General features: G+C 74.2%; 14 protein-coding genes and 1 pseudogene. 5 read left to right on the top strand and 10 right to left on the bottom strand.

Annotation, left to right across the window (positions count from 1 at the left end):
- The 4 genes and pseudogenes from AB0D08_RS04050 to cysC form a co-directional block, all read right to left on the bottom strand.
- A pseudogene (locus AB0D08_RS04050) lies at positions 1-215 on the bottom strand (sulfate ABC transporter substrate-binding protein); the annotation flags it as partial.
- 28 nt (positions 216-243) lie between these two features.
- Complete coding sequence (locus AB0D08_RS04045; RefSeq protein ID WP_359886143.1) at positions 244-1644, bottom strand: GTP-binding protein; 1401 nt, start codon at positions 1642-1644, stop codon at positions 244-246.
- Positions 1645-1646: 2 nt separating this feature from the next.
- A complete protein-coding gene (gene cysD, locus AB0D08_RS04040; protein ID WP_359886142.1) occupies positions 1647-2585 on the bottom strand; it encodes a sulfate adenylyltransferase subunit CysD in 939 nt (312 codons plus the stop codon).
- Positions 2582-3163: an adenylyl-sulfate kinase gene (gene cysC, locus AB0D08_RS04035; protein WP_359886148.1), complete on the bottom strand. Its 582-nt coding sequence runs from the start codon at positions 3161-3163 to the stop codon at positions 2582-2584. Before cysC ends, cysD begins: the two co-directional genes overlap by 4 nt.
- 785 nt (positions 3164-3948) lie before the next feature.
- Here cysC and AB0D08_RS04030 point away from each other — a divergent pair.
- Positions 3949-5136 (top strand): sulfotransferase, encoded by a 1188-nt coding sequence (locus AB0D08_RS04030; RefSeq protein ID WP_359886141.1) that lies wholly within the window; start codon positions 3949-3951, stop codon positions 5134-5136.
- A 207-nt stretch (positions 5137-5343) separates the two neighbouring features.
- Positions 5344-6141, top strand: a complete 798-nt coding sequence (locus AB0D08_RS04025) for a hypothetical protein (protein WP_359886140.1) — start codon at positions 5344-5346, stop codon at positions 6139-6141.
- A 33-nt stretch (positions 6142-6174) separates the two neighbouring features.
- On the opposite strand, the gene AB0D08_RS04020 is transcribed toward AB0D08_RS04025, so the two are convergent.
- From AB0D08_RS04020 to AB0D08_RS04010, 3 genes are all read right to left on the bottom strand, one after another.
- Positions 6175-6789 carry a hypothetical protein gene (locus AB0D08_RS04020; protein WP_051814229.1) on the bottom strand — a complete coding sequence of 205 codons (615 nt, stop codon included), beginning with the start codon at positions 6787-6789 and terminating at the stop codon, positions 6175-6177.
- A gap of 113 nt (positions 6790-6902) precedes the next feature.
- Positions 6903-8018, bottom strand: a complete 1116-nt coding sequence (locus tag AB0D08_RS04015) for a hypothetical protein (RefSeq protein WP_359886139.1) — start codon at positions 8016-8018, stop codon at positions 6903-6905.
- A 344-nt stretch (positions 8019-8362) separates the two neighbouring features.
- On the bottom strand, positions 8363-8800 hold the full coding sequence (locus AB0D08_RS04010; RefSeq protein WP_033820055.1) for an SHOCT domain-containing protein: 438 nt from the start codon (positions 8798-8800) through the stop codon (positions 8363-8365).
- 345 nt (positions 8801-9145) lie between these two features.
- Between AB0D08_RS04010 and AB0D08_RS04005 the strand changes: the two genes are divergently transcribed.
- The 3 genes from AB0D08_RS04005 (at position 9146) to cobF (ending at position 10792) form a co-directional block, all read left to right on the top strand.
- Positions 9146-9475: a hypothetical protein gene (locus AB0D08_RS04005; protein WP_033820056.1), complete on the top strand. Its 330-nt coding sequence runs from the start codon at positions 9146-9148 to the stop codon at positions 9473-9475.
- Positions 9476-9583: 108 nt separating this feature from the next.
- Positions 9584-9943, top strand: coding sequence for a UBP-type zinc finger domain-containing protein (locus tag AB0D08_RS04000; RefSeq protein WP_359886138.1), 360 nt, complete (start codon positions 9584-9586; stop codon positions 9941-9943).
- Positions 9944-10015: 72 nt separating this feature from the next.
- Positions 10016-10792 (top strand): precorrin-6A synthase (deacetylating), encoded by a 777-nt coding sequence (gene cobF / locus AB0D08_RS03995; RefSeq protein ID WP_033820058.1) that lies wholly within the window; start codon positions 10016-10018, stop codon positions 10790-10792.
- A 174-nt stretch (positions 10793-10966) separates the two neighbouring features.
- Here the strand turns inward: cobF and AB0D08_RS03990 are convergent, their stop codons facing one another.
- The 3 genes from AB0D08_RS03990 to AB0D08_RS03980 form a co-directional block, all read right to left on the bottom strand.
- A complete protein-coding gene (locus AB0D08_RS03990; protein WP_359886137.1) occupies positions 10967-16468 on the bottom strand; it encodes an amino acid adenylation domain-containing protein in 5502 nt (1833 codons plus the stop codon).
- Positions 16465-21360, bottom strand: a complete 4896-nt coding sequence (locus AB0D08_RS03985) for an amino acid adenylation domain-containing protein (RefSeq protein WP_359886136.1) — start codon at positions 21358-21360, stop codon at positions 16465-16467. Before AB0D08_RS03985 ends, AB0D08_RS03990 begins: the two co-directional genes overlap by 4 nt.
- Before the next feature lie 167 nt (positions 21361-21527).
- Positions 21528-21665, bottom strand: a complete 138-nt coding sequence (locus AB0D08_RS03980) for a hypothetical protein (RefSeq protein WP_359886135.1) — start codon at positions 21663-21665, stop codon at positions 21528-21530.
- Positions 21666-21728 lie beyond the last annotated feature (63 nt).

The following is a 21728-nucleotide window of genomic DNA, read 5'->3' as shown; positions in this document are numbered from 1 at the left end:
TCCTTCTGGAACAGGCCCTCCTGCAGGCCGACCAGCGGGGTGCCGTGGGTCAGGTTGGCGAAGTAACCGATCTTCACGGTGTCGGCGGACAGCTTGACGGCACCCGGAGAAACCGGGGCGGCCGGGGCGGCGTTCGGGCGCGGGACGGACTTCGAACCGTAGCCGCAGGCAGTCAGCAGACCGCTCAGGCTCAGCACGACCGCCGCGACGGCCACGGCACGTCCGGCGCCGGGCCGGGGGCGGTTACGGGTGACGGGCCGGGGGCGGCTGTGCGGTGTGAGAGCCATCTGGGGTGTCCTCTGCTGGAACGGTCACGGGCTCGGCCGCGGCTACGGTGTCGAAGGCCTCGCCCGCCATGCCGGCGGTGAGGGTGGTGCCGTCGGCCGGGTCGATCAGCAGGAACGATCCGGTCCGGCGGTTGGCGCGGTAGTCGTCGAGGGCCAGCGGCTCGGCGGTGCGCAGTACGACGTGGCCGATGTCGTTGACGTGGAGTCCGTCGGTGCCGGTGCGCTGCTCCAGCGAGTCGATGTCGATCCGGTAGGTGATCTCCTTGACCAGTGCGCGCACCGTGCGGGTGGTGTGCTTGAGCAGGACCTTGTCGCCGGCGCGCAGTGGGCGTTCGTCGAGGTGTGCGACGGTGGCGACCAGGTCTTTGGTGGGGACGGGGGCGGGGTGGGCGGCGATCAGGTCGCCGCGGGAGATGTCGATGTCGTGGGTGAGGCGGACGGTGACCGATTGGGGGGCCCAGGCGATGTCCGTCTCGCGGCCGAGTGCGTCGATGCCGGCGATGGTGGTGGTGTGGCCGGAGGGCAGTACGGTGACCGCGTCGCCGGTGCGCAGGACGCCGGAGGCGAGCTGGCCGGCGTAGCCGCGGTAGTCGCGGTGCTCCTCGCTCTGCGGGCGGATGACGTACTGGACGGGGAAGCGGGCGGGTTCGGCGTCGGGGTCGGTGCCGACCGGGACCGTCTCCAGGTGTTCCAGCAGGGTGGGGCCGCCGTACCAGTCCATGTGGGCGGACGGTTCGACGACGTTGTCGCCGGCCAGGGCGGAGATCGGCACGGCGACGATGTCGGTGACGCCCAGCGAGGCGGCGTAGGCGGTGAACTCGGCGGCGATGGCGGCGAAGACGGGTTCGGCGTAGTCGACGAGGTCCATCTTGTTGACCGCGAGGACCACGTGCGGCACCCGCAGCAGGGCGGCCACCGCGGCGTGGCGGCGGGTCTGCTCGACGACGCCGTTGCGGGCGTCGACCAGGACGACGGCGAGTTCGGCGGTGGACGCGCCGGTGACCATGTTGCGGGTGTACTGCACGTGCCCGGGGGTGTCGGCGAGGATGAACCGGCGCCGGGGGGTGGCGAAGTAGCGGTACGCCACGTCGATGGTGATGCCCTGCTCGCGTTCGGCGCGCAGGCCGTCGGTGAGCAGCGCCAGGTCGGGGGTGTCCTGGCCGCGGCGGCGGGAGGCGTGCTCGACGGCCTCCAGCTGGTCGGCCAGCACCGACTTGGAGTCGTGCAGCAGGCGGCCGACCAGGGTGGACTTGCCGTCGTCGACGGAGCCGGCGGTGGCGAAGCGCAGCAGTGCGGTGGCGGAGGCCTCGCCGAAGGGGTTGTCGGCCGTCGGTCCGGCCTGCAGGTGAGTCGACATGTCTAGAAGTACCCTTCGCGCTTGCGGTCTTCCATCGCAGCCTCGGAGAGCTTGTCGTCGGCCCTGGTGGCTCCGCGTTCGGTGAGGCGGCTGGCGGCGATCTCGGCGATCACGTCGGCGATGGTCGCGGCGTGGGAGTCGACGGCGCCGGTGCAGGACATGTCGCCGACCGTGCGGTAGCGCACCAGCCGCCGCTGGACGGGCTCGTGGTCCTTGGGGCCGCCCCACTCGCCGGCGGTCAGCCACATGCCGTCGCGGGCGAAGACGTCCCGCTGGTGGGCGTAGTAGATCTCCGGGAGTTCGATCTTCTCGCGCTCGATGTACTGCCAGACGTCCAGCTCGGTCCAGTTGGACAGCGGGAAGACCCGGACGTGCTCGCCGGCCGCGTGCCGCCCGTTGTACAGGCTCCACAGTTCGGGGCGCTGGCGGCGCGGGTCCCAGGCGCCGAACTCGTCGCGCAGCGAGAACACCCGCTCCTTGGCGCGGGCCTTCTCCTCGTCGCGGCGGCCGCCGCCGAAGACCGCGTCGAACCGGTTGGACTCGATGGCGTCCAGCAGCGGCACGGTCTGCAGCGGGTTGCGGGTGCCGTCCGGACGCTCGCGCAGCCGGCCGTCGTCGATGAAGTCCTGGACGTGGGCGACGTGCAGGCGCAGGGAGTGCTCGGCGACGACCCGGTCGCGGTAGGCGATCACCTCGGGGAAGTTGTGCCCGGTGTCGACGTGCAGCAGGGCGAACGGCACCGGCGCCGGGTGGAAGGCCTTCAGCGCCAGGTGCAGCATGACGATCGAGTCCTTGCCGCCGGAGAACAGGATCACCGGCCGCTCGAACTCGCCCGCCACCTCGCGGAAGATGTGCACCGACTCCGCCTCCAGGGCGTCCAGGTGCGACAGCGCGTAGGGGCTTTCGTGGGTGCCGGTCGGGCGGTGGGTCGCGGTCGTCATGCCAGGCCCCTCTGGGTCAGGAAGGCGTGCAGCTCGGCGGCGGAGTCGGCCACCTCGCGGCCGCGTGTCTGGATGCGCAGCTCCGGGTCGGCCGGAGCCTCGTACGGGTCGTCCACCCCGGTCAGGCCGGAGATCTCGCCGGCGGCCTGCCTGGCGTACAGGCCCTTGACGTCACGCTCGGCGCACAGCTCCACCGGGGTCGCGACGTGGACCTCCAGGAACTCGGTGCCCTTGGCGGCGTGCAGTTCGCGCACGGCCGCCCGGGAGTCGGCGTACGGGGCGATCACCGGGGCGAGCACCTTGACGCCGTGGCCGGCCAGCTTCTCGGCGACGAAGCCGATCCGGGTGACGTTGGTGTGCCGGTCCTCGCGGGTGAAGCCGAGACCCTTGGAGAGGAACTCGCGGATCTCGTCGCCGTCCAGGACCTCGACCTTGTGGCCCTCGGCGCGCAGCCGGTCGGCCAGGGCGAAGGCGAGGGTGGTCTTGCCGGCGCTGGGCAGCCCGGTCAGCCACACGGTGGCGCCGCGCTCGCAGCTGGCGGCCCGGGAGGCCGCCTCCGCGGTGCCCCCGGCGGCCAGGGTGTCGGCTGTCGTCACGGTGGAGTCTCCGTTGCGGGAAGGGCTTCGTGGGGGTTCAGGGGCATGCCGACGCCGAACCGCGCGCGCCAGGAGGAGACGCGCGTGCCCACGGTTCGACCGTTCGGTGCTCAGGTCCGGCGCCCGGCCCGACGGTCGGTGCGCACGGCGAACGCCGGTGGGCACGGCGGTGGGCCCCAGCCTCACGGCGGGGTCGGGATCGCGCCCATCGGGCCGCTCAGTACCGCCCTGAACGCAGGTGAGCGGCAGCGACGCTCCGTCTTCGCCCGTGCATGAGGAATCCCCGCCCGCAGATCTGGCGCATGGCGCTCCATCCGGTTCGAGCTGTCCCGAGCGGTGACGACCGCGATCGTCCGCCCGCACCGAATCCTGAGGCTGCGGTTGCTCCGGTCCGGTGCGTGGGGGCCGGACCAGGGGTCAGAGTTCGTCGTGGGGGCGGCCGAGCGTGGCTGCGACACCGAGTTCGTCGAGGTGAACTGCCGCCATGGGACTGCCAGTTCACTCTCACGAGTCGGGTGGCGACCAGCTCTCCTCAGATGCCAGGAGGGCACGCTACCGGATAGTACGATCGCGGAAAAGAGGGTGGACGCGCGGCCGGAGCGGACCGTGGACACAGCGGGAATCCGGGCGATTCCCCTTGCAGATCCATTGACATGTACGCGCGGTGCGGGTCTAACCTGACGTCCTTACTGCTCGGTAGTTTTCAGGTTGGACCGGATCGCGGGATGGCGCCATGCCCCTCCCCCCGCTGCTGAAGGAACACACCCTTGCCTGCCACCCCCCTCGCCCTCACCGTGGCCAATCTGCTGCTCCGGCCGGGCTTCGGCGCCCGTCGCAACCCCGACCGGGTCTTCGACCGGATCATCGCGGCAACCCCGCAGGCCGCCGGCGACCGGCCGTTCGCCGACGACTTCCGGCTGCTGCTGCGCGACTGGTCGAAGGACGCCGGCCTCACCCCGGTGGGCTGGGCGTCCGGGCAGGCCCACGTCCGCAGGCAGCTCCGCAACCGGGCCCGGATCCGCGCACTGCTGTCCCAGCACCCCGCGATCGAGCAGGAGCCCATCGAGCGGCCGGTGTTCGTGGTGGGCCTGCCGCGCACCGCCACCACGCTGACCCACGGCGTGCTGTCCCTCGCGGCCGAGCACCGCTGCCCCCTGCTCTGGGAACTGCTCACCCCCGGCCTGGAGCCCACGGCCGCCGACCGGGCGAAGGCCGTCACCGCCGCACGCCGGATGGTCGGCGCGATCGACCTGTTCGCCCCGGGCTTCCGCGACATCCACCCGCTCGACCCCGAGGGCCCCGACGAGTGCACCTTCGCCCTCCCGCACACCGTCATGCCGCTGTCCCAGGTCCGCATCGCCGGCTTCCCCGCCCGGCACCACGAGCGGGACTTCGTCCCCGACTACCGCTACCTCAAGCAGGTCTTCCAGGTGCTCCAGTACGGTCGCCCCCGCCGCCGCTGGGTGCTCAAGTCACCCATGCACCTGGAGAACCTGGACGCGCTGCGCACCGTCTTCCCGGATGCCACCGTCGTGTGGACGCACCGCGACCCGGTCACCGTCGTGGCGTCCTTCTGCAGCCTGGTCGAGCACGGCATGGCCATCACCGTCCGCCCCCTCGACCTGCACGGAATCGGCGCCACCTGGCTGGACGTGCTGAGTCGAGCCATGGCACGGGGCCTGGCGGCCCGAGCCTCGATCCCCCCGGAGGCACTGGTGGACGTCCCCTACTCCTGGCTCGGGTCCAACCCCGCCGACGGCGCCCCCAGACTCTACGAATCCATCGGCGCCCGCTGGACGAGTGCCACCGCAGCCCGGCTTCCCGAGATCACCGCCCGCCCGAAGGGCACCCGCGCGCACAGCTACGACCTCGCGCGCTACGGCCTCACCCGGGAAGGCGTCCAGGCCGCGTTCGCCGACTACAACAACTTGCGCACCGAGGTCGATCAGAACTGACGCCCGGGCCGCGGCTTGGCCGGCTCCGGGAAAAACCGGGTGACCCGGGGGCGGGTGAGGGGTCAGGATCGGCTTCCGGTCACGCCCGCGGCACAGCGCCGCGGGCGGTGACGAACGGTCCACGGGAGGGACGGGATCATCAGCAGCGGTATCGGACGGGCGGCCGCCCGGCAGCGCCCCGGCAGGGCGGCGGCGGCCGCGGACGGATTGAAGCTGCACCGGCGGGTGCTGCGCCTCGACGGCCGGGAGTACACGGTGCTCGGGCTGCGGCCCGGCACGACGGCGCGGTTCGCCACCAACCGCTACCACGGGACCTGGCACCTGCTGTCGGACCGGGCCGGCGCGCAGTTGCTGGCCCGGCTGCTGTGGGGGCTGTCGTACGAGCGGCATCCCGGGACCCTGGTGGTGATCGACCGGCCGTTCCTGGATCCGACCCCGTTCGAGGGGGAGGCGAGCGATCCCGTCGTCCTGGTGCCGCGCGGGCTGACCCCGCTGGCCGACGGCGCGGCCCGTGCGCTGCGGCGGGCCCTGCCGCTCGCCCCGCCGCCGGCGGGCACCGTACGGTGGCGGACCCACGGTCTGGACCTGGCGCTCGCCGACCCGGGCGGCTGGGACGAGCGGGTGCGCGCGCAGTTCCGGCGCGAGGGCGACGACGGCAGTACGGTGCTGCGGCGCGGCGGACTGGTCATGGTGTCGGCCTCGCCGCGGGCGCTGCGCGAGTGGGCCGTGGACGCGGCCCGGCTGGGCGACCGCGGCCCGTACGAGATGGACTACACGTTCCTGGGCGAGGGGTGCGATGCCCCCGGCGAGGTGCAGACCTTCCGGCGCTACCGTTCGATGGTGTCCAGCGCGGTGGTGGCCCGCCGCGAGATCCTGGCCGAGGACACCGGCCGCGACCTGCCGCAGTCGGTGCGCGAGCGGATCTGGCACCGCTCCGCGGAGGTCCGCCGGCGTACCCGCCGCCCGGCCCGACCGACCCGGCCCGCCCCCGCGCCGGTCGCCTGAACGCGCGGCCCGGGGGCGGGACCGGACGGGACGTCAGCCCGCGAGGCGGTACTTGGTGGACGGCACCCCGCTGGTGTAGCTGCAGTCGAAGGTGCTCATCGAGGCCGTGGTCGTCCAGCCCGAGGGGGCGAAGCAGGCCCACAGACCGTTCACCGGCTGCTTGATGCGGTACGTGGTGGACGGCACCCCGGCGTTCTGGCTGCACGCGGAGCCGTAGCTGATCAGGTCGTAGGTCCAGCCGGGCTTGACCGTACAGGCCATCATGCCGTCGACGGCGGTGCGCAGCCGGTAGCTCGCCGCCTGCGGGCCGATCTGGGCACAGGCGCTGCCGAGCGAGACGTAGTCGTAGACGAAGCCGTCGACCGGGGTGCAGGACATCACGCCGTCGGCGGGGGTGCGCAGGTGGAAGACGGTCGAGGTCCAGCTGGAGCCGCCGCTGCACTGGCGGGTCTGCTGGACCTGGTCGTAGGTGTAGCCGGCCGGGACGCTGCAGGCCCAGGTGTTGTCGAGGCCGGCGGCGCCGGCCTGGGTGGGCGCGACGGCCAGGTCGGCCAGCAGCAGCGCCGCCGCCGCGACGAACGCGAGGGCCAGCCTGGGGACGATACGGGTGATGCGGGTGAGGTTGCGGAGCGGGCGTATGGCGCGCATGGGTCTCCCCGGGACGTCCGATCGGTGTGGTGGCGATCGGAGTTGGCGGTGATCGTGAATCGATCTTCACGCAGTTGGCGTGATCGATTACATGTCTAGCAAGGGATGATCACTTACTGACAGATCGTCATCGGCCGTTCACGGCGGCGGTTTCCGGCCATCCGGGCCGACGAGGCCGCGCGACCCGGGTGTCCGACGGAGTGGGCGGACCCCTGGGTGCACGGGCCGCAGATGCCCGGCCGCGGCGCCCTGAAGGCGCGGTCGCAGCCGTCGCAGTTCTGCATCGGCACCACGACCGGGCGCGGGGCCGGTTCGGGGGCGACCGGGGCGTTCCAGTGCCCGAGCCGGTAGGCGAGGATCCGGGCCGGGCGGCGCTCGAACACCGCGGGCAGGCCCGCGGTCAGGGTCTCCGCGACGGCCTCGCCCGTCGCCCCGCGGTTCAGCCAGTCACCGACGGCCGGTGCGAGGGCTGCGATCTCCCCCTCCGACAGCAGCAGTCGCGGATCGCGTCGGCGCAGCCCGGTCAGGAGCGCCCGGACCTCGCCGCTCGGCCGCGGGAGCGCCGGGCGCGCGGCCACCGCCCGCGGGGCCGGAACGGCACGGGCGACCGGCTCGACCGGCTCGACCCGCTCGGCCGCCTCGCTCGGCGGCCGGGACTCGCAGTGGCCGGCCGGCCGCCAGGCGCCGGGAAGGTTGACCGGAGCGAGCGGGTGCTTGCGCCCCCCGCCCGAGCCGGACGGCGGCGGCCGGTCGGGGTCAGGATCGGGTCCGCGGTCGCGGTCGCGGTCGGGGTCCGGCCCGGTCGCGGGTCCAGGGACGGCGCCCGGGGCGGGAGTTGGGTCCGGTGCCGGCGCCGGGCGGAGGTCCGGCGCGGGCTGCACCGGCTCCGGCACTGACACCGGCACCGGCACCGGCTCCGGCACCGGCTCCGGGACTGACACCGGCACCGGCACATCGTGGAAGTAGGTCCGGGTACGGATCCGGCCGCCGCCGACGCGTTCGACCCGCCGCTCCAGATAGCCGTCCTGCACAAGCTCGTTGAGAGCCCGGGCGAGCAGGATCTCGCCCTCGCTGAAGTGCGCGGCGAGCGCCTTGATCGAGACCGGTGCGCCGTCCGGCAGCGAGAGGATGTAGGCGGCGACGCCCACCGTGACCGCACTGCCGCGCCGTTGGGCGAGGCAGTTCGCGAGGACGGTGAAATTCGCCGTCAGACGCGTGCGGACATGCACGACACCCGCCGCGGAAATGCCGTGGTGCGCGTTAGACTTTTCGTCAGCCATGGGGAAGGACTCGGTTCCTACGTGGTCAGGCCCTCGATCGGGAATGCCATCCCGGCCGAGGGCCGAATTGCGTTCCGGCCATGCATTCCGGGCGGTCGGCCAGAGCGTACCCGCACCGAACTCGCCCGCGCGCCCAACTCACCCGTTGGGGTGATCTGTTGAGATGATCTTCCGGGGTGGGGGGTGGGGTTGGGTGGGAGTTCTTACTTCCGGGTTCTTTGAACCAATGCGTCGTGCCGCACCGGGACGCGGCCGGCCACGCCCCGGCCGCTCCGGCGGCCGGGGCGCCGGGCTCAGGACAGCACCTTGGCCTTGGCTTGCTGATATTCCTGTTCCGTGATATCGCCGCGATTCTTGAGTTCGGCGAGTTTGGCCAACTCCTCGACATGGCCGCCCGTTCCGCCCGTTCCGCCCTCGGCGCCGGGCGTCGATCCGGCGGTTTCCCGGATGTAGCTGCGGAGTTGCTCCTCCTGCTTCTGGGCCTGCTTGAGGCTGCGCTCGCCCATGCCCTTTCCCCTGACGATGAGGTAGATGAAGATGCCCAGGAACGGCAGCAGGACGACCAGGATCGCCCAGGCGGCCTTGGCGCCACCGCTGAGCGAGTCGTCGCGGAACACATCGTCGAGGACCCGGATCAGCAGGAAGATCCACAACACCCAGAGGAAGATCTCCGCGATGGTCCAGAACAGATTGAGCAGGGGATAGTCACCTGCCAGCGATGTTGCGATCATGGTGTGCCTCCCTCGGACGGCGGCGGTAACCCCACTGGCACTGCCGGACCGTGGCGATCCGGACGCGTATCCACCGCGGAGCTGCGCGGTGCCCGCCTCCAGGCCGCACGTCCGCCCGGGGCGGGCCCGGGACGGTCAGGATCCCGCGCGGTGCCTGGGCCGTGGCACCGCCGTCTCCCGGCGTCCACCTCCGGCTCCTGGTCTCAACTCTGCGCCGACGCGGGCCGCACCGCACGGGAGAGCCGGAACGAAGGCGCCCGCACCCGCCCCGCGTACGGGCGCCCGCGGCCCGCGCATCACCGTGGACGGGGCGTGTGCGAGGCCCGCGCGCCGTACGATCGGGGCATGTCCAAGCTCGCTGACTCTCCGCTGTCGCTGTGGTCCAAGGACTCCGTGCTGTCGATCGGCTCGGTGGGTTCGGTGCTCTCGATCGGGTCGACCGGTTCGGTGCTCTCCGTCGGGTCGGTCGGCAGTGCGCTGTCGGTGGCCTCGATCGGGTCCGCGCTGTCGGTGCTCTCGGCCGGGTCCTGGCTGAGCGCCGGATCGGTGCTGTCCGCCCAGTCCTGCTGGTCGGTGCTGTCCTGGCGCTCGCGCGGCGGGTTGCTGGCGGCGGGCGCGGTCGCGGTCGTGGCCGGCGCGGCGCTGCTCGGGGAGCACCGCCGGGGCGGCCGGTAACGCGCCGTACACCCCGCCCTGCCCCGGACCCGGCGGCTCGGCGGTGCGGGCGCGGGCTCCCGGTCGTAGGCTGCCACGGGGGCTCCAGGCGGACCAGGGAGGCACCGGATGGCCGACGAACGGATCCCGGGGATCAACCCCGCCGCAGCGCCGAGCGGCGAGGGCTGCGCGCAGTGCCTGGCCGGTGACGGCCCGGGCTGGTGGCTGCACCTGCGGCGGTGCGCCGAGTGCGGCCAGGTCGGCTGCTGCGACTCCTCGCCGTCCCAGCACGGCACCCGGCACGCACGCGAGTCCGGCCACCCGTTCCTCGCCAGTTTCGAGCCCGGCGAGAGCTGGCTGTGGAACGTCGAGACCGAGGAGTACTACGACGGCCCCGAGCTGTCCGGCCCCGCCGCGCACCCGGGCTCCCAGCCCACCCCCGGCCCGGCCGGGCGGGTCCCCGAGGACTGGCGCGACCACCTGCACTGAGCCGCGGGGCCGCGGGGTGCACCCGGTCCCCCGGCGGCCCGGGCGGCCGGGCCGCACGGCACAATCGCTGGCATGCAGCACATCCTCGTCATCGGAATCGGCGCGGGCGACCCCGACCACCTGACCCTCCAGGCGGCCAAGGCGCTCGCTCGCACCGACGTCTTCTTCATCCTCGACAAGAACGAGGAACGCCAGGACATGATCCGGCTGCGCCGGCAGATCCTGGCCGAGCACGCCAAGCCCGGCCACCGGGTGGTCGGCGTCCCGGACGCGGAGCGGGACCGCACCACCCCGGCGTACACCGCCGCCGTGGACGACTGGCGCCACCGCCGCGCCGACCTGGTCGAGCGGCTGATCGCCGACCACCTCGGCCCCGACGAGACCGCCGCGTTCCTGGTCTGGGGCGACCCCAGCCTGTACGACAGTGTGATCGCGGTGGTGGACGAGGTGCTGGCGCGCGGCACCGCCGTCTTCGAGTACGAGGTGATCCCGGGCATCAGCAGCATCTCGGCGCTCGCCGCCCGGCACCGCACCACGCTGACCCGGGTCGGCCGCCCGGTCCAGGTCACCACCGGGCGCCGGCTCGCGGAGGGCTTCCCCGCCGAGGTCGACGACGTGGTGGTGATGCTGGACGGGCGCTCGGCGTTCGCCACGATCGACCCCGAGGGCCTGGAGATCTTCTACGGCGCCTACCTCGGTACCCCGGACGAGATCCTGGCCGCCGGCCCGCTCGCCGAGGCCGCGCCGCGGATCCGCGAACTGCGCGAGCAGGCCCGCGAGCGCAAGGGCTGGATCATGGACTCGTACCTGCTGCGCCGTACCACCGGGGAGCCGGGCGGAGCGGCGTAGCTCCCGCCGCAGCCCCGGCGGACGGCCCGGGCCACGGGCCTGACGGCCGGTCAACGGCACGCGGTGGCGGGCCGGACGGGGTCGGTACGTGCCCGGGACCGGACCCCGGTGCGGCCGGGGCCGCCGTCCGGCGCGGAAGGCGGGACGGCGGCCCCGGTGGGACCCGTCGGCGGGTCAGCCGCGCGGTGCGCCCGCCCCCGCCGGCACCGGCTCCGGCTCGGCCGCCGCCCGGGCGGCCACCGGCGCGGCCGTCGCGACCGGGCCGCGGCGGGCGGCCTCCAGCAGGCGGTCCGCCTCGGCCTGGATGGCGTCCTTGTCGCCGATCTCCGGGTCCGGCACCGCGTCCGGCAGCAGGTCCTCGATCAGCCGCAGCGGCCGGTAGGCCAGGCCCAGCAGGCCCCAGACCGCGAGCGCGAGGCCGACCAGGACCAGCAGCAGTCCGGCGCCGCGGCCGGGGCCGGTGCCGAGCAGCGGGCCGAGCGAGTCGGCGAGGGCGCCGCCGGGCCGCATCAGCGGTTCGAAGACGTGGTCGGAGACCGGGCCCGCGGTGAGGAAGCCGAGCGGCATCATCGACATCGCCAGCATCTGGTTGGTGGCCAGCACCCGGCCCTGGAGCTCCATCCCGACCTTGGTCTGGATCAGCGCCATCCAGTGCGAGTTGAGGATCATCAGGGCGGCCCAGAGGACGAACAGGCCGCAGGCGACGACCACCGGCTGCGGGCGCAGTCCGGCCAGGACGGCGGCCACGCCGACCACCGAGGTGAAGCCGATCATGCCGACCGCCCGGCGCCGGGTGCCGCCCCACAGCGCCATCACCAGGGCGCCGGTCATCGCGCCGACGCCGCCGACCGCGGTCACCACGCCGAGCCGCACCGACGAGCCGGAGGCCAGCACCATCGGGGTGACCAGCACGGTGGCGACCGCGAAGAGGTAGTTGAACACCACGAAGAAGGCCACCATGGCGACCAGGCTGTGCCGTCGGACGATGTACCGCCAGCCGCTCACCACCTCGCGCAGCAGCGGCTCCTCGCGCTTCTCGAACATCGCGTCCGGGAAGCGCACCAGCAGCAGCGCGCTCACCCCGGTCAGGAAGGTGGCCATGTCGAACAGCACCACGCCGTGCAGGCCGATCAGCGAGACCAGCACGCCTCCGGCCAGCACCGCCATCATGTCCCCGGCGCCGGCTCCGAGTTGGGTGAGGCCGTTGGCCTGGCCGAGGTAGCGCTTGGGCACCAGCTGGGTGATCGCGGCCAGGTAGGCGGGGCGCTGGAAGGCGGTGCAGGCCGAGCCGAGGCAGGCGACCACGTACACGTGCCAGAGCTGGAGTCCGCCGGTCCACAGCAGGACGCCGAGCGAGAGCATGCCGGCCGCCGCGACGGTGTCGGTGATGATCATGATCTTGCGGCGGTCGGCCCGGTCCGCCACCGCGCCCGCGATCGGCAGCAGCAGCACCGCGGGCAGCACCGCCACCACCGAGATCATCGCGAAGTCGAAGGCGGAGCCGGTCCGCTGGTAGACCCAGACGCCGAGGGCGAAGGTGGACAGCGCGGTGCCGATCATCGACACGAACTGGCCGATCGCGACCTTGGCGAAGGTGCCGAGGTCGGGACGGGCCGCGGCGGCGGCCGGCGGCCGCTGGTCCCGGGCCGGCGGCGCGTCCGCCCAGTCGGCCAGCACCCGGGCAAGTTCGCCGGCCTGGTGCTTGAGGAAGTAGTGCCCGGCGCGCGGGATCACCGCCAGGCCGACCCGCTCGCCGAAGTGCTCCCACTCGGCGTACCGCTCCTGGTAGAGCAGGGTGGCGCGGTCCTTCTCGCCGACCACGCACAGGATCGGCGCCGCGATCGGGGCCGGGCGCTGGTCGCCGTACGCCCGGGTGTAGAAGTCCTCCGCCTGCCGTACGTCGTGGCGCAGCGCGCGGACCAGGAAGTCCTGTTCGGCCGCGTCGTAGACGTCGGTGAAGCCGCCCATCGCGCGCAGGAAGTCGAGGTAGGCGCGGTTGGAGAGCATCCGGTCGCCGGGCAGCCGCCTGGCCACCCATTCGGCGAACCGCCCGGGGAGCCGGGCGGCCGGGAAGGTGCCGCCGAGGACCACGCCGCGCAGGTCGCCGCCGGCCGCCTCCACCCGGGAGCCGAGTGCGGTGGCCAGCGCGCCGCCGAGGCAGTGGCCGTAGAGCAGCACCGGTCCGTCGATCTGCTCGGCGATCTGCCCGGCCAGCAGGTCGGCCAGGGTGTCGAGGTCGACCAGCGGGTCGTCCGGGCGGCTCGGGTCGTGGCCGGGCAGTTCGACGGCGTACAGCCGGTGGCCGGCCGGCAGGGCGTCGGCCAGCGGCTGGAAGGTGACCGGGCTGCCGCCCCCGTACGGGACGCAGACCACCGTCAGGGTGGCCGGCGCGGCGGACCGGGTGAGCCGGTGCAGCAGGCTGCGCGGGCCGTCCTGGCCGGTGCCGGCGGCGCGGGCGTCGAGGAGGGCGGCGAGTTCGCGCACGGTGGGGTGCTGGAACAGGTCGATCACCGATAGGCCGTCGCCCAGCAGGCGGACGGTGTGCACCGCGCTGAACGAGTCGCCGCCGAGGGCGAAGAAGTCGTCGTCGGCGGCGACCGCGTCGACGGCCAGCACCTGGCGGTAGGCGCCGGCGACCCGGTGTTCGTTCTCGGTGGCGGGTTCGGCGCCGCCGGACGGCTGCTGGGCGGCGGCCGGTTCGGGCAGCGCGGCGCGGTCGACCTTGCCGTTGCCGGTGAGCGGGAGGGCGTCCAGGACGACGAGGGCGGCGGGCACCATGTAGTCGGGCAGCCGGGTGCGCAGCGCGGCCCGCAGCGCGGCGGGGTCGACCGGCCCGGCGGCGGGCACCACGTAGCCGGCCAGGGTGCGGGCCGCGCCCTCGCCGCGGGTGACCACCACGGCTTCGCGGATCTCCGGGCGGGCCGTCAGTTCGGCCTCCACCTCTCCGGTCTCGACCCGGAAGCCGCGGATCTTGACCTGGTGGTCGGCCCGGCCGAGGAACTCGATCGCGCCGTCGGGGCGGCGGCGGACCAGGTCGCCGGTGCGGTAGGCGCGGCCCTGCGGGAGCTCCACGAAGCGTTCGGCGGTGAGGTCGGCCCGGCCGTGGTAGCCGCGGGCCACGCCGCCGCCGGAGACGTACAGTTCGCCGGGCACGCCGACCGGTACCGGGCGGCGCCGGGCGTCCAGCACGTGGGCACCGACGTTGCCGAACGGCCGGCCGAGCGGCGCGCTCGCCGCGTCGCCGAGCTCGGCGGGGACGGGCGCGCCGAGCATCGAGACGGTGGTCTCGGTCGGCCCGTAGTGGTTGTGCAGGGTCAGCCCGGGCCGGGCGGACCGGATCCGGGCCACCAGGTCGGGGCGCAGCGGCTCGCCGGCGCAGATCAGCAGCCGGCCGGGCAGGACGTCGGCGAGCCGGTCGCCGTGGGCGGCGAGGCCCTCCAGGTGGCTGGGCACCAGCTTCACCGCGTCGATCGGGTGGGCGGCGAGGTAGGCGGCGAAGGCGTCCGGGTCGGTGGCCTGGTCGCGGGTGAGCAGGTGCAGGCAGCCGCCGGTGGTGAGCGCGGCGAAGACGTTGGTGGTGCCGAGGTCGGCGGCGAAGGTGGAGACCAGCGCCCAGTTCCACGGGCCCGTGCCGGGCCCGAGGCCGATCCGTTCGCGCAGGCCGTGCAGGTAGTTGCGGTAGTTGCGGTGCTCGACGGCGACGGCCTTGGGCGCACCGGTGGAGCCGGAGGTGAAGAGCAGGTAGCACAGGTGCTCGGGGCGGACCTCCACGGCGGGCGGCCCGGAGGGCGCCGCGGGCGCGGTGGCGAGGCCGGGCAGCACGGCGGTGGGCGCCGCGCCGTCGATCCGGGCGGCCAGGTCGGCGGTGGTGACCACGGCGGCGGCGCCGGCGGTCTCCAGCAGGGCGCGGATCCGTCCGTCCGGGTAGAGCGGGTCCAGCGGCAGGTAGCCGCCGCCGGCCTTGAGGATGCCGAGCATGCCGACCACCAGGGCGGCGGAGCGTTCGGCGAACAGGCCGACCGGCCGGTCGGGGCCGACGCCGAGCGCCACCAGGCGGTGGGCCAGCTCGTCCGCGCGGGCGTCGAGCTCGGCGTAGCTGAGGACGCCGTCGGCGCCGCGGACGGCGGGTGCCTGCGGGGTGCGGCGGGCCTGTTCCTCGATCAGCCCGTGCAGGGTGCCGGTGAGGTCCCAGTCGCGCGCGGTGTCGTCCCAGGCGGTGAGCAGGCGCTGTTCGGCCGCGGTGAGCAGTGGCAGCCCGGCCAGCGGCCGGTCGGGGCCGGCGGCCATCGCGTCCAGCACGGTGGTCAGGTGGCCGAGGACGCGGCGGACGGTCTGCTCCTCGTAGAGCTCGCTGCGCCAGAGCAGGTCGCCGGTGAGCTCGGCGCCGGTGTCGACCACCACCAGCGACAGGTCGAACTTGGCGGTGCCGGTGCCGATGTCCAGCCACTCCACCTCGACGCCGGGCAGCGCGGGCCGGGCGGCGGCCTGGTTCTGCACGTTGAGCATGACCTGGAAGAGCGGGGTGTGGGCGAGTTCGCGTTCCAGTCCGAGGGCGTCGATCAGCCGCTCGAAGGGCAGGTCCTGGTGGGCGAAGGCGCCGAGGGTGACGTCCTTGACCCGTTCCAGCAGTTCCCGGACGGTGGGGTCGCCGGACAGGTCGGTGCGCATCGCGAGGGTGTTGACGAAGCAGCCGACCAGCGGTTCGGTCTCGCTGCGGGTGCGGCCGGCCACCGGGCTGCCGACGACCACGTCCTCGGCGCCGGTGTAGCGGGACAGGACGGTCTGCAGCGCGGCCAGCAGCACCATGTAGACGGTGGTGCCGGTCTGTTCGGCCAGCGCCCGGATCCGGCGGGAGCGTTCGGCGCCGAGCTCGACGGCGATCCGCTCACCGCGGGTGCCGGCTACCGCGGGCCGCGGCCGGTCGGCGGGAACGGTGACGGTCGCGGTCGCGCCGCGCAGCCGCTCCTGCCACCAGGTCTGCTGCCGGGCGAGCTCCTCGGTCTGCGCGGTCTGCTGCCAGTGCGCGACGTCGGCGTACTGGACGGGCAGGGCCGGGAGTTCGGGCGTACGGCCGGCCAGCCGGGCGGCGTACGCCTGCGCCAGCTCGTCCCAGAGCACCCCGATGGACCAGCCGTCGGCGGCGATGTGGTGCACGACCAGGCTGAGCACCGATCCGTCCGGGGTGCGCAGCAGGGTGGCGCGCAGCGGCAGGCCGGCCGCCAGGTCGAACGGGCGGGCGGCCTCGGCCGCCAGCCAGGCCTCGGCCTCGGCGGCCGGCAGCTCGACGGTGGCGAGGGCGAAGCGTTCGGCGTCGTGGACCTCGGTCAGCACCTGGCCGTCGTGGGACGGGTAGCCGGTGCGCAGCACCTCGTGCCGGCGCACCACGTCGGTCAGCGCGGCGGCGAGTGCGGCCCGGTCGGGCTCGCCGGTGATCCGCAGGGTGAGCGGTATGTGGTAGGCGGCGCTGTCCGGTTCGTACTGCGCCAGGAACCACATCCGGCGCTGCGCGAAGGACAGCGGCGCGGCCGTTCCCGCCGGGCGCGGGGTGATGGCGCGGGCGGCGGGCTCGGCGGCCCGGGCCCGGGCCTGGGCCAGGCGTCTGCGCAGCAGTTCCTGGCGGCCGGGGGGCGCGGCGGGTGCCGGGCCGGGTACCCCGGTGGTCTCCTCGATGGTCATCGTGTCTCCCCCGTGTGTCCTGTGGTGCCGAGCTCGGCGTCGACCTCGCCGAGCAGGATGTCCTCGATCCGCCGGGCCAGCACGGTCAGCGTGCGGGCCTCGAAGACGGTGCGCAGCGGCAGGTCGATGCCGAGGATGTCGCGGACCCGGGCGACCAGCCGGGTGGCGAGCAGCGAGTGGCCGCCGAGGGCGAAGAAGTCGTCGCCGCGGGCGACCGTGTCCACCCCGAGGACCTCCTGCCAGAGTTCGGCGAGCAGTTCCTCGCACTCGCCCTCGGGGGGCGCCCCCGCGCCGCCGAACTCCGGGTCGGGCAGGGCGGCGCGGTCGATCTTCCCGGACGGGGTGGTCGGCAGGGCGTCCAGCACCATCACGACGGCGGGCACCAGGTGGTCGGGCAGCCGGGCGGCGAGGTCGGCGCGCAGCTGCTCGCCGGTGCGGCCGTCGGTGACGGCGTGCGCGACCAGCACCGGTCCGGCGCCCGACTCGCGGAGGGTCACCGCCGCGTCGGCGACCCCGGGCAGGCCGGTCAGCTGGGCCTCGATCTCGCCGAGCTCGATCCGGAAGCCGCGCAGCTTGACCTGCCGGTCGGCCCGGCCGTGGTAGTCCAGCCGGCCGTCTCGGCGGCGGCAGGCCAGGTCGCCGGTGCGGTACATCAGGGCGCCGACGGGGCCGCCGGGCTCGGGGACGAACCGGTCGGCGGTCAGCTCGGGGCGGCCGTGGTAGCCGAGTGCCACCCCGGCGCCGGCGATGCACAGTTCGCCGAGGCCGTTGACGGGGACCGGCCGGCCGGCCGCGTCCAGCAGGTGCAGCCGGGTGTTGTCGATCGGGTCGCCGAGCGGCATCCCCCCGCCGCGGGCGGCGAGTTCGGCGTCGATCCGCTGGGCGGTCGACCAGACGGTGGTCTCGGTCGGGCCGTACAGGTTCCACAGTTCGCGCGAGCGCCGGAGCAGGGCCCGGGCGAGGTCGGCGGTGAGCGCCTCGCCGCCGCACAGTGCGAGCAGGCCGGGCCGGCCGGGCCAGTCGGCCTCCAGCAGCAGCCGCCAGGTGGCGGGGGTGGCCTGCAGCACCGTCACGCCGCGGCGCTCCAGCCAGGCCGCCAGGGCGTGGCCGTCGGTGGCGGTCGCCCGGTCGGCGATCTCCACCCGGGCGCCGGTGACCAGGGGCAGCCACAGTTCGAGGCCGGCGATGTCGAAGGTGACGGTGGTGACCGCGGCGACCACGTCCCGGGCCGTGATGCCGGGTTCGCGGGCCATCGAGCGCAGGAAGTTGACGATCGCCCGGTGCGGGACCGACACGCCCTTGGGGGTGCCGGTGGAGCCCGAGGTGTAGAGCAGGTAGGCGGGGTCCTCGGGGCCGGCGGCCGTCGCCGGGGTGTCGGGTTCGGCGGTGTCCTGGTCGCCGTCCACCAGGACCAGGTCGTCCCGGCCGGCGAACAGTTCCTCGCCCGCGCTCGCCCGTTCGCCGACCAGCAGCGGCGCGCCGGCGTCGGCGAGCACCGCCCGGTTGCGGGCCGGCGGCTGGTCGGGGTCGAGCGGCAGGTAGGCCGCGCCGCTGCGCAGGACGCCGAGCAGGGCGAGCGGCAGGGCCCGGCCGCGCCGGACGGCGACCGCGACCAGGGTGCCGGGCCGGGCGCCGCGGGCGCGCAGCAGCCGGGCCAGCCGGTCGGCGGCGGTGTCGAGTTCGGCGTAGCTGAGTTCTCCGTCGGCGGCCGAGACGGCGGTCGCGTCCGGGGTCCGGGCGGCCTGGGCGGCGACCAGCTGCGGCAGGGTGTCGGCCGCCGGCTCCCGTTCGGCGCCGCGGGCGGTGGTGACCGCGAGCTCGGCCTCGGTGAGCAGGGCGAGTTCGGCGATCGGCCGGTCGGGTTCGGCGACGGCGTGGGCGACCAGGGTGAGCAGGTGGTCGACGGCGGCCAGCACGGAGGCCTCGTCGTAGCGGCCGGTGCGGTACTCGGCGGACAGCAGCGGTCCGTCGGCGGGGAACTCCAGGAACAGCGACAGGTCGCTCTTGGCCGTGCCGTTGCAGACCTCGGCGACGAAGTCGAGCCGCAGGTCGTCGAGTTCGGCGACGGCGGCGGGGTGGTTCTGCACCGCGAGCATGATCTGGCCGAACGGGGTGGCGGTCACCCCGCGCGGCGCCCCGGCGTAGCGGACCTGTTCGCCGGCCGGGTGGCCGCAGTGGTCGGCGGCGTCCAGCACCACCGGCCGTACCTTGCGGACCAGTTCGCGGAAGGTGTCGGTGCCGCGGACGTCGAGGCGCAGTGCCACGGTGTTGGTCAACGGGCCCAGCACCTGCTCCAGTTCGGGCAGCGGCCGGACCGCGAACGGGGTGAGGACCGCCACGTCGGTGCGCCCGGTGTAGCGGTGCACGACGGCGCCGAGCGCTGCCAGCAGCGTCATGTACAGGCTGGCGCCCTCCTCGGCGCCCCAGCGCTCGACGGTGCGCAGCAGGGCGGCGTCGAGGCGGCGGGCGGTGCGCAGGCCGGTCAGGTCGTGCGGATCGGGGTGCGGGCGGTCGCCGGGCAGGTGCTGGTCGGTGTCGAGTCCGGCGAGGCGGCCGGCCCAGCGTTCGGCCTCGGGGCGGCCCGCCTCGATGACCTGCCACTGCCAGCGGGCCACGTCGGAGAGCTGCAGCTCCGGGTCGCGGGCCTCGCCCCGGTAGGCGCGGCCGAGTTCGTCCAGCAGGACACCGTTGGCCCAGCCGTCGATGGCCGCGTGGTGCACTGTGATCAGCAGTTCGTGGTGGCGTTCGCCGATCCGCAGCGCCACGGCGCGCAGCATCCGGCCCTGGGCGAGGTCGATCGGGTGGGCGGCCTCGGCGCGCAGCGCGGTGTCGATCCGGTCCTCGTCGGCGCCGGGCAGGTCGAGCACCGGGACGTCCACCGGGTAGGCGGGGCGGACCTCGGCGGTGAGCTGCTCGCCGTGGCCGGTCAGGGCGGTGCGCAGGACCTCGTGGCGCCGTACCAGCTCGGTCAGGGCCCGGCCGAGCCGCTCCGGGTCGAGGGCGCCGGTGGCGCGGATCCGCAGCGGGACGTTGTAGACGGCGGTGCCGGGCGTCATGGCCTCGTGCAGCCACAGTTCGCGCTGGAAGGAGGTGGCGAGCGCGGGCAGTGCGGGTTCGCGGCGGGGCGGTTCGACCGCGGGGCCGGTGGCGGCGCCCTGGGCGGTCCGGACGGCGAGCGCGGCGACGGTCGGGGCGGCGAAGAATTCGCCGAGCGGCACCCGGACGCCGTACTCGCGCTCGATCCGGGCGAGGACCGACAGGGCGAGCAGCGAGTGGCCGCCGAGGTCGAGGAAGACGTCGTGGACGCCGACCTGCGGCACGCCGAGCACGGAGCTCCACAGTTCGGCGATCCGGGTCTCGGCCGGGGTCCTGGGGGCCACGTAGACGTCGCTCGCGGTGCGGGTGCGGGCGGCGAGCGGCATCGCCCGGCGGTCGGCCTTGCCGTTGGGGGTGAGCGGGAAGCGCTCCAGCACCTCGACGGCGGCGGGCACCATGTAGCCGGGCAGCGCGGCGGCGCAGCGCTCGCGCAGGGCGGCGACGGTGGGGCGGGCGCCCTGGTCGGGTTGGACGAAGGCGGCGAGGTAGTCGCCGGCCTCGTCGCGCTGGACCACGGCGACGGCGGCCTGGACGCCGGGGTGGCCGGAGAGCACGGCCTCGATCTCGGCGAGTTCGACCCGGAAGCCGCGGACCTTGACCTGGTGGTCGGTGCGGCCGTGGGTCTCCAGGTTGCCGTCGGGCCGCAGCCGGACCAGGTCGCCGGTGCGGTAGTGGCGCTCGCCGTGGAGGGTGACGAAGCTCTGTTCGGTGAGGTCGGGGCGGCCGTGGTAGCCGCGGGCCAGGCCGTCGCCGGCCAGGTAGAGCTCGCCGACGGTGCCGGCCGGGACGGGCCGGCGGTGCTCGTCAAGGATGAGGCCGGTGGTGCCGGGCAGGAAGTGTCCGAGCAGCGGCTCGAAGTCCTGGTCGCGGCCGACCAGCCACCAGGTGGAGTAGACGGTGTCCTCGGTCGGTCCGTACAGGTTGTACAGCCGCTCGACCTGCGGCTGGGCGTAGACCTGGTCGGCGAGCCGGCGGGACATCGGCTCGCCGGCGGTGTTCACCACCCGGACGCCGGGGGGCAGGCCGCGGCCGCCGCGCAGCAGCGCGCCCATCGCGCTGGGCACGGTGTTGACCAGGGTCACCGCGTCGCGGGCGGGCAGTTCGGGCAGTGCGAGGACGTTCTGGGCGAGGATGACGGTGCCGCCGACGGACAGCGGCAGGAAGATCTCGTACACCGAGAGGTCGAAGCAGATCGAGGTGCCGAACAGCACCCCGGCGACGTCCTCGGGGCCGAGCAGTCCGGCGGCCCAGCGCAGCAGGGCGTTGACGCCGTGCTGGGTGACGGCGACGCCCTTGGGGCGGCCGGTGGAGCCGGAGGTGTACAGCACGTTCGCGAGCGCGCCCGGTCCGGCGGGCGGGAAGGCGGGCGGCTCCCCGGCGGGGCGGGGGTCCTCGAGGTGGAGCAGTTTGGCCCCGGCGCCGGCCAGCAGGTGTTCGTGGGCGCGGTCGGTGATCACCACGGGGGCCTGCGCGTCGCCGATCACCAGCTCCAGCCGGTCGCGCGGGTAGGCCGGGTCCAGCGGTATGTAGGCTCCGCCGGCCCGCAGCACCGCCAGTACGGCGGCCACCAGGCCCGGGGTGCGGGGCAGGCAGACGCCGACCAGGGTGCCGGAGGTCACCCCGGCACCGGCCAGGGCGGCGGCCAGTTCCTGCACCTCGGACCAGAGTTCGCGGTAGGTCAGGCGGTGGTCGCCGTCGACCAGTGCGGTGCGGTCGGGGGTGCGACGGACCTGCGCTTCCACCAGGTCGGCCAGCGACATGGCCGGGTCAAGCGAAGGAAGTCCGATCGAACTCATCAACTCTCCTGAGGTGTGGCCCTGTTGCGGCTTGTGGCCGGATTCGGGGCGGTGCGCCATGGGAGATGGTGGGGGAAAGAGATGAAGATGACCAGTACATTGCCGTCACCTGTTCGATATGCCGGAAAGGTCACCCGGCTCAGCGGTTCAAAATGACGTGTCCACGGCTATTTCTCTGACGCAGCGTCAATATCCGCATACTGCCGGTCCTTCGCCAGCGACTCGGCGAGCCTGGTCAGCAGGTGGCGGAGGTTCGCGGCGTCCTGCTCGGCGGACTGTTCGGGTGCGGGGTTCGTCTGGGACATGCGCGAAGGCTAGGGGTCCACTCTCAACGGCCGATAAACGGGTCGGGTCGAGTTCTGGCATGG

The organism is Kitasatospora sp. NPDC048540, from assembly GCF_040651175.1.
Classification (GTDB): Bacteria; Actinomycetota; Actinomycetes; order Streptomycetales; family Streptomycetaceae; genus Kitasatospora.
The sequence above is the reverse complement of the archived record's forward strand: the minus strand, read 5'-3'. Positions and strand labels throughout refer to the sequence as shown.